The sequence below is a fragment of the Dyadobacter subterraneus genome (genome assembly GCF_015221875.1).
GTDB lineage: Bacteria > Bacteroidota > Bacteroidia > Cytophagales > Spirosomataceae > Dyadobacter > Dyadobacter subterraneus.
The window spans coordinates 3765089-3779010 of the sequence record NZ_JACYGY010000001.1 but is presented as its reverse complement, the minus strand read 5'-3'; the positions used below and the strand labels follow the sequence as shown (position 1 = coordinate 3779010).

The window sequence follows — 13922 nt, the reverse complement described above, 5'->3', positions numbered from 1 at the left end:
AGAATGTACCTCCATTGGTTTATTTGACATAAATCTTGTTTGTAGTCTGTATTTCAAAAAAAACTAGGATCACAAATCAGAATTCATGATTAAAGCAATGAATAACCATGAATTAAATACTTCAACCTCTTTTGAATATTCTTTTTTACTGAGGTATCAATTTTCTTAAATGTCTTTATTTCAGAACTATATATAGTAATCAAGTTTGGGCTGTTGTGATTTTGCGATTTTCGTTAAAGTTACGCTTTAACGAAATGTCAGTGTTTTATGCATGTTTTTAGTTTTACAAAACCAGAAGACCAGACATGTCCCAAAAGTACATTGATCATCCATTTGTGATTTTGGAACGAAAATTTCACGTATAGCCATAAATCAAAGGTTTATTTAATATGATGGTAATGAAAATAAGTGAATTTTATGATAAGGCTTATCTTTGGATTCTGGACAAAGGGCCATCATTTTTACTTGGAGTTGCGGTTCTTGTTGTCGGTTTCTGGCTGATAAAAATGCTATCCAGATACATGTCGGCGCATATGGTCAGAAAAGAAATTGACCCTTCGCTGACACCTTTTCTGCTAAGTTTAACGATTACTGTTTTAAGGGTTTTACTGGTCATAGCTGGTATGCAGATCATCGGTATACAGATGACCGTTTTCGCAGCGTTAATCGGTGCAATTGGCGTTGCAGCGGGTCTGGCTTTGTCAGGAACATTGCAAAATTTCGCCAGCGGAGTTTTGATCTTGCTTCTAAAACCTTTTCAGGTTGGAGATAATATCCTGGCCCAGGGGCAGGAAGGAACCGTTACGGCAATCAAAATATTTTACACGATCGTCACCACATTCGACAACCGAAAAGTGGTAGTACCCAACAGCAAATTGTCGAACGAAGTCATTATTAATATCAGTGGCTCGGGAAGCAGAAGACTTGATATTGAATTGAAGTTCAGTAATGCAATTGATTTTATCGAAGTGAAAAAAATTGTTAACAACGTTCTTGATAATGCTCAAAATATCCTCGAATCTCCTGAAAGAAGAATTGGTGTTTCATCCATCGAATCCGATGGTTATAAAGTGATGGTCAATGTCTGGATCAACGCGCATGGATTTATTGATACCAAGATGACGGTTCAGGAAAAAATAATGGAAAGTTTAAAATCCTCAGGTCTGAAATTGCCCGGTATGTGATTTGTATAGGCTTTATCCATTACATCTTCATCAACATAAATCATGGAAAAACAATCAAGGAAACAAAATTATTTCTCAGGTAAAAATTCAGATTTTTCAGCCATTTCCCGAAAAGGATTTTTGTCAGAAACAGGAAAATATCTGGCTATTGGCGCAGTGGGAAGTCTTGTAATAGAAGGAGCAGGAATGGATGTATTTGCTCAAAGTTCCATAAAAGCTACCTCGCCGCCTTCTAAAATTCCTGCCGATAAGTCAGAACCGATCGTCTTGGAAAAATGGAAATCGGAGGTGGATCAGCAATCCGGACCAACACCAACACCTATGCCTCCGGATCAGAGAATTGGCTATGCAGTAGTTGGGCTGGGACATCTATCACTGGAAGAAATTCTTCCTGCTTTAAACAGCTGCAAAAATTCGAAACTGACTGCCCTTGTAAGCGGTAGTCCTGAAAAGATGAAAAAGGTTGCAACCCAGTATGGTATAAAATCTGAGAACTGTTATAGTTATGAAACATACGACCAGATAAAAAATAATAAGGAAGTTGACGTCATTTATATCGTATTGCCTAACGGACTGCATAAAGAATATACCATCCGCGGTGCTAAGGCGGGGAAGCACATATTATGCGAAAAGCCGATGGCTAATACTTCCCAGGAATGCAGGGAAATGATTGATGCCTGTGCGAAGGCTGGCGTTAAACTGATGGTTGCATACAGGATCCAGTATCAGCCTCATAACAGAAAGGTGCGGGAATTGATAAAAAATAAAGAATTTGGAGCCCCCAAATTCCTGGAAGCATCCAATTGTCAGAGCAGCGCAAATCCGGATCACTGGCGCCACAAAATCAAGCTGGCCGGTGGAGGCGCATTACCGGACATCGGTTTGTACTGTTTAAATACGACAAGATTTGTTTTAGGAGAAGAACCAACCGAGATTTTCGCCTATAAATATACGACGCCCGGAAACCCGTTATTTACGGAAATTGAAGAAATGGTTTCCTGGCAGATGCGTTTTCCAAGTGGAGTAATTGCGAGCTGTTCTACGAATTATAATGTGCATGAAAGTAGACATTACCGGGTGCTTTGTGAGAAAGGTTGGGTTAATCTGGATAAGGCGTTTGCGTATAAAGGCCAGAATTTAACGACGGCCAGAGCCGAAGGAAAACTGGAATTAAACCAGAATGTGGGCATTGCTGAAACGGATCAGTTTGCAATTGAGATGGATCATTTTTCGGATTGTATCATCAAAAACATAAAACCTTATACGCCGGGTGAAGAAGGTTTGCAGGATCATATTCTTATGGAAGCCATTTATCAGTCTGCCAAAGAAGGCAAGCCAGTCAAAATAAATTCTTCTTCGGCAACTGCCGGAATTCATGGTCCGGAACCTGAGCTGGACTGATCAGATTCCGGAAATATTTCAAGATTTAAAGCCAGGTAAAAGGGTCACCAGATGCCAGATGTGTAATTTTCACGTCTGGCAATTTTGGTTGCAGCCATTCCGCAAACCATTCCATTCCAGGCTCTTCACTCACAGCATGTCCGAGAATAATCAGCGAAATTTTCTGGCCAAAACTTCTTGCATCCCTGATATACTCCGCTGTTTCCCATTCGGATAATTCTCCAACAATAAGTACATCCGGCTTTTCTTTTTCGGCTGTTGAAACCTGCATCGGACCACCCCAGGCACCGGGAAGGAGTGCGATACGCTCACAGCTTTGCTGCATATCTCCAATGACCCGTACATGGGAAATTCCGAGTGATTTTTTCAGATGACTGACAAGATTTTGTAGCGTAACAGCGGGGATTTTTAACATTACATCCCCCGTTTTGTAATAGGATAACCAATTGGCTTTTTTCGCAACACCATAACTTACGGCATCTGGTTTCAAGGAATGGCAATAGTCATGAAAACGCCAGATTACCATCTTATGTTTATCCAGCAAGTCCTGTTTCTTTTTAAGTACGGCGTTGTTTTTTACCCAATCAGATTTGTCGTTGTGATTGTAAAATGAAGGTTCGTGTGCTATAATAAAATTGGCGTTTCGTTTTGCAGCCTCCTCAATGATGGCAATAGTAGGGAACATCGTGGAAATAATTCCCGTAACAACCTGATCTGCTTTCCCGATTTTGATCATATCAACTGTCTCTTTCAAAGGTGTAAGTCCGCCTTCTTTTAATACAAAATCCATTATTTCCTGCACGGTCCATTGTTTTTTGACGGACCAGTTATTTTCTTTTGCAAAGGCCGGACTGAGATTTATCATAGCCAGGCCGGCAGCGGATTTAATCGTATTAATGATAAATTTTCTTCGGTCCAAAACGGAGATGCCGGGCGACAGAATCGGTTTTTTCATATGACTTTATAGGAAAAGGTTTAAAAGTCATTCAAGGTATATCTAAATATTTGCCCAGCCAATATACCGAAGTTGTTTGTTTTAATTATTCTTCAAACGATCCGCTTCGTCTTTCGATCCCGGGGAAGAAGCCTGTCGGATTTTATTATTATTTCCTCCAAATGTTCTGAAATATGTTAGTTTGAAAATAGGAGAAACGCGGGATTCGGTATTAAATGTTACGTGATTTTTGATTGAAAAAGCTTCCGTTGTCAAGGTGCCATAGTAGTTGTTTATCTGCATTGTCCTCAAAATATCAGACACTGAAAATTGGAAACTTCCTCCATTGCCTTTCAGCGTTTTCTTTATTCCAGCATTCAGCATTCCAAATCCGCGCATTTTGATTGAGCCATTGTAAAATGAAGAATTGTACCAACCGGAAATTTCCATGGAAAAGTTTTTTGGCAACTTAAAGAGTTGACTGAAATTGGTGGAATAACTAAGATATGTTTTTTCAACAGGAACCAACGTGTACGATATCTTAAATTTTCTCCATGCCCCGACAAACCCATAATTCATGCTCCACCAGTCATTTATTTTCAATGGCAGACTTGCTTGGAAGGTAATATTTTTTTGGAAATCCAGATTCTGTGGAGATATGTAAAGCAAATTTGCTTGGGGTCTTTGTGTGATCTGATAACGTGCAATGGGGTTTTTGTCTTGGCTGTAAAGTATTGAAAATGCCAGATTTCGGTAGTTGTAGCCAAGTTTTATATTGTCAGTGATAGTTGGTTTCAGTAAAGGATTACCTGTATAAACCGCTGTGGGATCACTATATGCCACATATGATGCCAGATCCGTGTAAGTTGGTCGACTGATTCTTTTAGCGTATGAAAACTGCAATTCATTATCCTCGTCGAATTTTTTGGAAAAAGACATGTTTGGAAAAAATTTCCCAAGCCTGCGGTCAATCGTATTTGCTTCCGTTTTCGGATCATCCATATGGGTATGTGAATATTCAACCCGGGTACCAAAATTTAGATTTATTGTCGGATCAGGCTGGGTATTGACAGAAACGTATCCGGCACTGATACTTTCCTTCATGTTGATCTGGTTGGAAGTTTCAGATCGGTTCACCCATTGCCCATCCACCAGACTTTTAATTCCCGACAAACTTTTCCCATCCGAATAGGTTTGTTTAACACCAGTTTCAATCTTGATTTTTTTTGTAATAGATTTTGAATAATCTGATTTGAAAACACCAACATTTATTGAAGTTTCTGCAAATCCCCGCTGGATAGGTGCAAAAAGACTGTCATTAGTGCCAGCCCGTGTTCCGTCGGGATTGAGGAAAGAACTATTGACAATAGTCGGGCTATCGTATTTGAACCGCAGATAATCAAGATCAAAATTCACTTTCTCACCTGCTCTTATTTCTTTTTCAATATAAACAGAAGAGTTAAGCGTTTTCCAATGGTTATTTCCTGAAACCTGACCATGATAAAGCAAAATTGAGTCCGGTAAAACATTGTAAGATGCACGTGTAATGGACAACGGGGATGAGCTGCTTGCATTATAACTAATATTTCCACCCAAAGTCATTTTGGGATTTATCCTGTAATCAATTCCGGCGGTGGCGTTATGATTATTTTGCTCAGAGCGGGTGGTATCGTATACAGTCGCAAAAATCCGGCCTCCAAGAACCGGCATATTTTGGTTGCTTGTAATGTACATGTAACTGTATGTCCGGTCGTGAGAAAAGGAGTAGGAGCCGTAAGTACTGATTTTCCCCGTGTTTTTACTCAGATTAAAACCAGCCATTGCTTTTTCACGATAACCATAACCACCTGTAAGTGTGATCGATCCGCTTGTGCCCTGGTCTTTGTTTTTTTTCATTACAATATTAATCAGTCCGGCGTTTCCATCAGCATCATATCTTGACGGCGGAGATGTCAGCAATTCTATTTTTTCAATATCACTGGCATTCGTGCTATTCAGTAAAGCCACTACCTGCGCCAAAGCCATACGCATCAGTTTTCCATTAATCATAACCATCACACCTTCTTTCCCATTCAAAGAAATGCTGCTATTCCTATGGTCAATCACTACGCCGGGAGCGCGTTCCAAAACACTTAGCGCAGAACTTCCTTTTGTGAGGATACTATTTTCAACATTCACCACCATACCTTCAATTTTTTGTTCGAACAAAGGTTTTTCAGCTTTAATGACAACTTCCCCCAATTGTCTGGTATCTTCCTGAATCACCGATGTTCCAAAATTTTTGGTTAATTGTTCATCCGTCAGTTCGAAAGTACCGGAAGTCCAGGTTTGAAATCCGACAGCGGTGAAGCGTAATAAATATTTATTCGCCGAGGCATTTTCAATGACAAAGTCACCGGTTTCGTTGGTCAAAGAACCTTTTACTAAGGATGAATCAGCCGGATTTAAGAGCAGTACCGTGGCAAAAGGAATAGGTTCTTCCTTTTGGGAGACAAACTTTCCGGTAACCTGGCCCAATGCATTTTGTGCCAATACCAGAAATAGCAAGTTTAAGACCAATGATTTCATAGTGAGATTCTTTTTTGTGAAAAGTGTACTATCGTCTGTTTTTACAAAGCGACAGCGGATCGTGACACAAAAGAATCATGAGGCTGACTGAGGAAGAAACTGGATTGACAGCCGCCTGCAACTAGTTGATCAAATACTGAAATGAGCTCATTCCTGTTTTTATTTTGAGAAAATCAATAACACAAACCGTTTACACTTCCAGTGATGCATTTCGTCAATTAGTAGCCGCATTTCAGCCTTGCAATAAAGAAAAGAGAATGAAAATCATTATTTTCGAAAGTGAAATTGAAGATTGATATAGAATGAGTTACGGTTATTTACATTTGAAAAGGACCGAAATCAGATTAACAAATGATAACAACAGAAAACACATCAAACCAAAACTGGTTTTTTAAATACAAGCTGTATCACATTCCGTTCTGGTGTGCATATCAGTATCTCTGGTGGGTGATTGCGATTGGTAATCCTGTTAAAGCGGCGGCCAGTATTCTGTTTACAGCAATGTCTGTGAAATTTCTGTTTTATGTTGTTTTCCAGGTCATTGCCATTTGTTTCAATCTGTATTATCTGATTCCGAAATTTCTGGAAAAAAGCAGATTTACAGAATATGTCATTTATCTGACATTGACCATTTTGGCGGCGTCTTTGCTGATAGTGCCTGGCTATTATCTGGCTGCATTTTTCGCCGGAAAAACGCTTGTTGACATGTATGGTCCTGATGGTGGATGTCTATATTTTTTGTCTACAACATCTTTTCCTTCAACACTTGCCAGTATGACACTCGCAATGAGCATTAAACTGACTAAAAACTGGATTCAAACCGAAAGGCGGCAACGGGAACTGGAAAAAGAGAAACTGGAAACGGAATTGAAGTTTTTGAAAAACCAGTTCAATCCTCATTTTCTTTTTAATACAATCAATTCAATTTTTTTCCTGATTCATAAAAACGCGGATATGGCGTCTGATGCGCTGGCCAAATTTTCCGAACTTTTGCGATATCAGCTTTATGAATGCAACGATATCCAGATTCCGTTAAGCAAGGAAATCGCATACATGAAAAATTTTATTGAGCTCGAAAAATTGCGGCAGAATGACAATGTGGAAATTGATTTTCAAATGAATGCGGCAGATACCGGTCATCTTGGTATCGCGCCTTTTGTATTGATGGTTTTTGTTGAAAATGCGTTTAAGCACGTTTCCAAGAATAGCGGCAAAACCAACTGGATTAAAATACATCTCGAACTGAAACAAGCCGAGCTTAATTTTTCGGTTTCGAACAGCACATCACCTCAGTTGACTACTGATTTGATCCATTATGGTGGAATTGGTTTGAAAAATGTAAAGAGACGGCTGGACCTTATTTATCCGGAAGATTACCAACTAGAAATCCAAAATAGAGATTCAGATTTTGAAGTAAAGCTTTCCTTGAAACTTTCTGAACTTGTGGTTCGTAATTTCGAAGAAATCGCGGCCTGATTCCCAAACTCATATTATTATGTTGAATTGTGTTATTGTTGATGATGAGCCACTGGCACGTGAAGGGATTGCCAATTATGTCAGAGAAGTTGATTTTCTGCATCTGACAGGAACATGTGAAAATCCGGTAGAGCTTATCAAGATGCTGGATGAAAATCCGGTGGACCTGATTTTTCTCGATATTCAAATGCCGAAAATGAGCGGAATTGATTTTTTGAAAATTGTGAAAAATCCTCCGTTGGTTGTGATCACAACCGCCTTCCCAAGTTTTGCATTGGAAAGTTTTCAACTGGATGTACTCGATTATCTTTTGAAACCGATCACTTTTGAGCGTTTTTTCAAAGCAGCTTCAAAAGCGAAAGATTATCATAATCTGATCAACAGAGAAAATAGCAGTGAAAATGCGACTGAAACTGGTGCAGATTATTTCTTTATCAAATGTGGAAATAAATATGAAAAGATCGTCCTGACAGACATTCTGTTTATTGAAGGAATGCAAAATTACGTCACAATTTATACCAACAAAGGAAAGTTTGTGACTTTACTATACATGAAAAACCTCGAACAGAACCTGGATAGCAGGTTTTTTATCCGTGTTCATAAATCTTACATCGTTTCGGTAAACAGGGTAGAAGGTATTGAAGGAAATGAGATTTTTATTCAATCGCATAGAATTCCGGTAAGCAGAAATCATCGGGAGCAGGTTTTGAAGCAGATCGTAAGCAAGAATTTATGGGTAAAGTGATTCTACTTTAATTCAACTTTCTCAAACTCATATCGGGTCTTGATCTGCTGATTTAAAAAAGTCCCTTTGGAGCCAGAAGCTTTCATTGCTTCGTAGACTTCCAAAGGGACTTTTTTATAATCGTATACCATTCCGGAAACATAAATGATTCTTAATGTTTCTGTTTCATCATTATAGATCATTTTGGCTACAACGGATGATGGCATATTGAGTTAATTTTATTTAAAATTTTCCAGCTTATTTTTCAAATCTGCAACCAGATTTGAATCTGTGTGTGATGAAGTCAGGATCGTGTTAGCATCAGAAGAATCATCGTAAAATTCATTATTTGCTTTTCCATCCACAGACAATACCGCTCCGTTTAAGGTAATACCTGCAAAAAGTCCTTTGCTTCGCGAATAAGAATAAACTTCTGCTTCTAACTTATAATCCGTTTGTGCTGAGGAACTTCTTCCTACCGGACCTGCCGCTACTGATAAGTCACCTCCAAGGGTAAAGCTGCCTTTTCCAATTTCTGTCAAAGTCTTGCTGTTCTTGAAAACCAAAATTAAATCAGTTGCCTGTACGCCAATTTGTGCGCCAACGCTTCCGCCTGTAATGGTAACGAAAATTGGGTCACTCCATTGGCCGTTCGTTCCTTTCACCATCGCAATACCTTTGCCATGTTTCGCTCCGACCATCAAGCCGGCGTTAATCATTTTTGGCACTATGATAATTCCCTGAGAAATGGCGAGCAGCTGCGCCGGAATATTTTCTTTCATCTGACTAAAATCATTTAGAACAGATGTGGCCGCTTTAATTTTATCATCTTCCTTATCCTGCGCAACGGCTGGTGAAAAGGATGCAATATTGAAAAGCATCGCAATCTGGAATATCTGAAAACTTAATTTTTTAATAAGCATGGTTAGTTTGGTAAAGTTTTAACTGTGCTGTGAAAATTGTTTCACATTGTTAAAAACTATTCAACTATCGTGCCTGAGCTGTTTTTTGGGATTAATAAAATAATTTGAATACAAAAAAAGCCCCGCAACAATTTGCGGAGCTTTCATTACTTAAATATTATGCTGCAAGATTATTTTGGCTGTCCTTCTTTTACCTGGTTCGTAAAATCCGGTGAAGGTTTGAAAAAAGGTATAAAGCTTGCCGGTACCATCACTGAGGATTTTAAAGAAATGTTTCTGGCGATTTTTGCAGCTCTCTTTTTGACAATAAAACTACCGAAACCACGGATATAAATATTTTCGCCTTCACTCATTGAGTCTTTAACCGTTGAGAAAAAGGCTTCCAGGATTTGTTCAGTTTCCTCTTTTTGTATTCCGGTCATTTCCACAAGTTTGGAAACGGTTTCTGCTTTTGTCATTTGCTAATTTTTTATAGGGTCCATTATTTTACAAAGCTACAATTTTGCCTTGAAATAGAGCACTTTAATCTTGATTAGCAGCCGAATTTTTTTGATTGAGCGGTGAAGTTTGAAATTGATATTTCATCATCCCAAACCTATTTCGTTAGTTTCCCCCTTTCACCCGATTTTGGATATCTTCACTTCCCGAGTTTCGTTTACGAACAGGCGTGATGTCTTTCCCAAAACGATAGGAAAACGAGATTGTAGCCATACGGCTGTCGAAACGGATATGCCCATCCATATCCAGATTTTCATATTTTGCAGTATTGCGTCGCTGCCGTGTTTGGAAAATATCATTGACCATCAATTTTATTGTTCCTTTTTTATCCAGAACCTGTTTTTGCGCACCTGCGGAAATCACATAAAAACCTTTGGAAACAAAAACTCCGTAAACGGATTTTGAATTGTAAAACCCACTCAACTCAGCCGAGAAGCCTCTTCCAAGCTGAAAAGTGTTCTGACTGTTGACAGAAAAACTCCATATTCCGTTGTTGAGATTCCCGCCTTTCTGATCGCCTTTATAATCATTTCTGAAAAAATTAGCAAAACTGTTGCTGGTCCACCAGCTTGCCGGTTGGAGCGATGCGGTAAAACTGATACCATAATTGATGAAACTTTTCAGGTTTTGCGGACTTTGGTATGTTGTGTTTAAAGAATCGACTTGTCCCATCATCCAGTTCATCACATCGGAAGTATAGCTGTAATTGATTACGGTTATGAATATTCCTTTGAAGGTGTGACTCAACTCAACAGAATGTGTAAGTTCCGGTTTTAAAAACGGATTTCCTTCATAGTATAAAAACGGATCACGGAAGAAACGGAAAGGATTCATGTCGTCATAATCCGGTCGCTGGATCCGGCGACTGTATGAAAATTGTCCGGTATGATTTGTATTAAAAGTTTTCGAAACAAACAGGCTTGGGAAAAGCTGGAAATATTGTCTTTTCACCAGCGAATCCGTGGTAACCTGATGGCCGGTTGTTTGTGTATTTTCTCCTCTCAAACCTGCCTGAACGCTTACAGAGCCAAATTGTTTGCTAAAATTGATATATCCCGCATGAATGGTTTCCTTATAAGTAAAATGATTGCTCCAGGATGGATCCGGAATCCATTGCTCGTTGCGCAGCGTATCATATTTCAGGTTATTGTCCACGGAAACATTGCTGCTTTTCCATCCCATTTCCAGTTTTGCTTTCTCGCCAAACGGATGTGTATAATCGATTTTTCCCACATACACATTGGTAAGCGACGGAACATATCCACGGCGCACTGAGCGTGCCTCGACATTTGAATTTTCCGCGCTGAGATACCTGGTGTCCATATTTTGGTTGGAGCGATTATCATTTTGGGAATAATCCAGATCCACTGAAAGCTCACGGCCACTTTGATTTAGTTTGTGTGTATAGTTGACATTATAAGCGTTACTATTCCAGCGATCCAGATTGTCATTATGCGTCAGCGGATTGCTCAGCGTTTCACCAGTTGCGGAAACCAACAGGTTTGTCGTATTATTATCATTGGCATAGGTCCCGAAATTTCCGTTCACAAGCACACCAAAAGTATTTTTAGCATCCAGGAAAATATCCGCCCCGAGTTTGTAATTGTTGGTATGCAAAGGTTCGTTGGTAGCGGAATTCTGATAAGAAATTCTGTCGGGTTTTCCGCCTACATTTCCATCATAAAACCGGCGTGTAAAACTCAGATATTCAATTTCACCGCGGAAAGCATGATCATAACTTCCGTAAACATTGAATTTTCCACTTCTGTAATTGAGGCTGGCACCGCCGCCATATCGGTTTGCACGGCTTCTGGCGCCATTTACATAAACGTTTCCGTTTATTCCAACCTTCTCATTTTTTTTGAGAACGATATTAATAATACCTGAATTTCCGGCAGCGTCATATTTTGCGGAAGGATTGGTGATCAGTTCAATTTTAGAAACTGAACCGGAGGAGGTTCCCCGTAGTAATGTCGTCAGTTCTTTCTGGGAAAGATATGTAAGTTTGCCATTGAGCATCACGCTCACACCAGGTTTTCCTTTCATAGAAATATTCCCCTCGTCATCAACGGTAATTCCCGGTGCTTTTTCCAGTAATTCAAGTGCCGTATTTCCTTCGGAAAGTATGCTGTTTTCTAAATTGAGAACGGTTCGGTCTATTTGCTGTTCAACCAGTGGTTTTTTTGCAGTAATGACAACGGCCTGCAAAGTTTTGTCGTCGGCATCAAGGACTGTGTTTTCCAGAATAATTTCATGTTTTGCCTTATTGATAGAAAAAGTTTTACTGGTAAAAGTTTTATAACCCAGAAAAGTTGCCTGGACGTAATAATTTCCTTCTGCTGTTTTTTCAAACAAAAATAAACCTGACGAATCCGTAATGGTGCCTTTTACAATCGTCGAATCAATGGTTTTATACAAGGCAACAGTCGCAAATTCAATTGGTTTTTGACTAGTATCCAGTAATTTTCCTTTAACTGTTCCGGTAGAAGTTTGCTGAGAGAAACCTGAAAAAGATAGTAAGAGGTAACAGGATAAATTTAGTAAGATGAAGGGTTTGTTGATGAAATGCATAATTGAAGGTGAGTAGTTAATGTATTGATACTTAGTTTGACAGGGTAGGTGTTTCCTTGATTTGGTACAGACTTTTCCTTCCTTTCAAAATTTTTGTTGCATAACCAAGATCGACCATCCAGTTGAGCGCCTGGTAAACGGAAGCGATACTAATATTCAGTCTTTTCTCCCGGATCATGATCCAAAGCGTTTCAGCAGCCACTTCCGTCTGATAGGTCGTCAGATATTTTGCTACCAGAATTTTCTTGTTAGACCTCCGCAGATTATTTTGGTCAAAATAGAGTAAGATCTTTTCCTCAATGCTCATAAAAAGGCTCGTCTGTTTAATGAAGAATTATTAAGATTTCTATATCGTTTTTTGAAAAGGCAATAGAATTCCACTCAGGTCAAATATGACCAGAAGTGATTATGATTACTTTTTTTAGTTCAGGTAGAAATATCAGACTTCGGTATGCAGCGAAGAGGCTTTAATTTTTTTTGCCTTTTTGGGTTTGGCAAATCTGCTTTTTCCCCACCATATATAAGCTCCTGTGAGCGGAAGTGTGGCGCAGATAAGACTTGCCAGGAAATACAGGATTTTGGTTGGAATATTACCTATCGCGCCAACATGTATGGCGTAATTAGTTCTTTTGAGCCAGTCGGCCAGCTTCAAATTATCGATATGAACCTGTGTTGAAGGTAATTCTTTAAGTGTGTATTGATCCAGATAAACGTATCGCCATGAACCATTGTACATGTCAGTACAAAGAGAAATTGGTTCGGAAGGTTCGTCGGGAAAGGAAACGATTATCGCATCCTTATTATATGTTCCTATTTCGGTAATTCCTTTTTTGAATGCAAGATCAACGTTTTTCAACATATTGTCACCTGCTATTTTGGTCGTGTCTGAAAGTGAGTTGACATAAGGTGCCGGCGATTTTCCACCTGAACTTAGCCAATATACGCTTTGTGAAAACCAGGCAAAACTCATAACAAGTCCAGTCATGGTGATAACAAGTGCAACGATTAATGCGTAAAAGCCAAGCACATTATGAAGGTCATAATTAATGCGTTTGAACCTTGCACTCCATTTAATTTTGAAACTTTTATCCCGGTTCGATTTATTCCATTTTTTTGGCCACCATAAAATCAGACCGGATATTAAAAGAACAAAAAATATTAGCGTAGCGTAAGAAACGATAAGCTGGCCGACATTCTTTTTGTCAATTTTTGCTTCTATCCAAAGCTTGGTATGTCCTTCAAGAATGAAATGGAAAAAATCCTCTTCATTTACAATCGCAACAACATCTGCCGTGTAAGGATTGACATATATCACTGAATCGGAATTCATGCTTACGGTCGCAGTTCTTTCCTGACCATAATACCAGATTCCACTAATTTCCTTACCCGGGAAGCGGGCAGAGACTTTATTTTTAATAACGGAAGGAAGCAAATATTCCGCGTTTATGGGCTTTTCTACATGCAGCCAGGATTGGGTCAAAGATTCAAATTCCTGCTCAAAAACCAGTACACAACCGGTCAGTGCGACGATAAAAACAATAATTCCGGAAATCAGACCTAACCATAAATGTAGCCAGGCGTTTATCTTTTTTAGAACCATGGTGAGTTTTATATGTTACCTCCTGCCTGCCATTTATGAGGAG

Annotated in this window: 12 protein-coding genes; 4 read left to right on the top strand and 8 right to left on the bottom strand. The window is 39.2% G+C overall.

Going from position 1 to position 13922, the window contains the following annotated elements:
- Positions 1 to 398: 398 nt before the first annotated feature.
- Together IEE83_RS15650 and IEE83_RS15645 are read left to right on the top strand one after the other, a co-directional pair.
- On the top strand, positions 399 to 1184 hold the full coding sequence (locus tag IEE83_RS15650; protein ID WP_194121472.1) for a mechanosensitive ion channel family protein: 786 nt from the start codon (positions 399 to 401) through the stop codon (positions 1182 to 1184).
- Between the two features lie 42 nt (positions 1185 to 1226).
- Entirely contained in the window at positions 1227 to 2585 is a 1359-nt protein-coding gene (locus IEE83_RS15645) for a Gfo/Idh/MocA family protein (RefSeq protein WP_194121471.1), read from the top strand.
- Positions 2586 to 2610: 25 nt separating this feature from the next.
- Here IEE83_RS15645 and IEE83_RS15640 read toward each other — a convergent pair whose 3' ends face one another.
- Positions 2611 to 3540, bottom strand: a complete 930-nt coding sequence (locus IEE83_RS15640) for a Nif3-like dinuclear metal center hexameric protein (protein WP_228101828.1) — start codon at positions 3538 to 3540, stop codon at positions 2611 to 2613.
- Between the two features lie 81 nt (positions 3541 to 3621).
- The gene (locus IEE83_RS15635) at positions 3622 to 6087 is read right to left on the bottom strand and encodes a TonB-dependent receptor domain-containing protein (RefSeq protein ID WP_194121470.1); all 2466 of its coding nucleotides are present in this window, start codon (positions 6085 to 6087) and stop codon (positions 3622 to 3624) included.
- 351 nt (positions 6088 to 6438) lie between these two features.
- Between IEE83_RS15635 and IEE83_RS15630 the strand changes: the two genes are divergently transcribed.
- Positions 6439 to 7563 (top strand): sensor histidine kinase, encoded by a 1125-nt coding sequence (locus IEE83_RS15630; RefSeq protein ID WP_194121469.1) that lies wholly within the window; start codon positions 6439 to 6441, stop codon positions 7561 to 7563.
- A gap of 19 nt (positions 7564 to 7582) precedes the next feature.
- Complete coding sequence (locus tag IEE83_RS15625) at positions 7583 to 8308, top strand: LytR/AlgR family response regulator transcription factor (RefSeq protein ID WP_194121468.1); 726 nt, start codon at positions 7583 to 7585, stop codon at positions 8306 to 8308.
- A gap of 2 nt (positions 8309 to 8310) precedes the next feature.
- On the opposite strand, the gene IEE83_RS15620 is transcribed toward IEE83_RS15625, so the two are convergent.
- The 6 genes from IEE83_RS15620 to IEE83_RS15595 form a co-directional block, all read right to left on the bottom strand.
- On the bottom strand, positions 8311 to 8514 hold the full coding sequence (locus IEE83_RS15620; protein ID WP_194121467.1) for a KTSC domain-containing protein: 204 nt from the start codon (positions 8512 to 8514) through the stop codon (positions 8311 to 8313).
- Positions 8515 to 8526: 12 nt separating this feature from the next.
- Positions 8527 to 9210, bottom strand: coding sequence for a lipid-binding SYLF domain-containing protein (locus IEE83_RS15615; RefSeq protein ID WP_228101827.1), 684 nt, complete (start codon positions 9208 to 9210; stop codon positions 8527 to 8529).
- Between the two features lie 170 nt (positions 9211 to 9380).
- Positions 9381 to 9668, bottom strand: coding sequence for an HU family DNA-binding protein (locus IEE83_RS15610; RefSeq protein WP_137344307.1), 288 nt, complete (start codon positions 9666 to 9668; stop codon positions 9381 to 9383).
- Between the two features lie 145 nt (positions 9669 to 9813).
- On the bottom strand, positions 9814 to 12279 hold the full coding sequence (locus tag IEE83_RS15605; protein WP_194121466.1) for an outer membrane beta-barrel family protein: 2466 nt from the start codon (positions 12277 to 12279) through the stop codon (positions 9814 to 9816).
- Between the two features lie 31 nt (positions 12280 to 12310).
- Positions 12311 to 12586, bottom strand: a complete 276-nt coding sequence (locus IEE83_RS15600) for a transcriptional repressor (RefSeq protein WP_194121465.1) — start codon at positions 12584 to 12586, stop codon at positions 12311 to 12313.
- 132 nt (positions 12587 to 12718) lie between these two features.
- Positions 12719 to 13879 carry a PepSY-associated TM helix domain-containing protein gene (locus tag IEE83_RS15595; RefSeq protein ID WP_194121464.1) on the bottom strand — a complete coding sequence of 387 codons (1161 nt, stop codon included), beginning with the start codon at positions 13877 to 13879 and terminating at the stop codon, positions 12719 to 12721.
- Between the last annotated feature and the right edge of the window lie 43 nt (positions 13880 to 13922).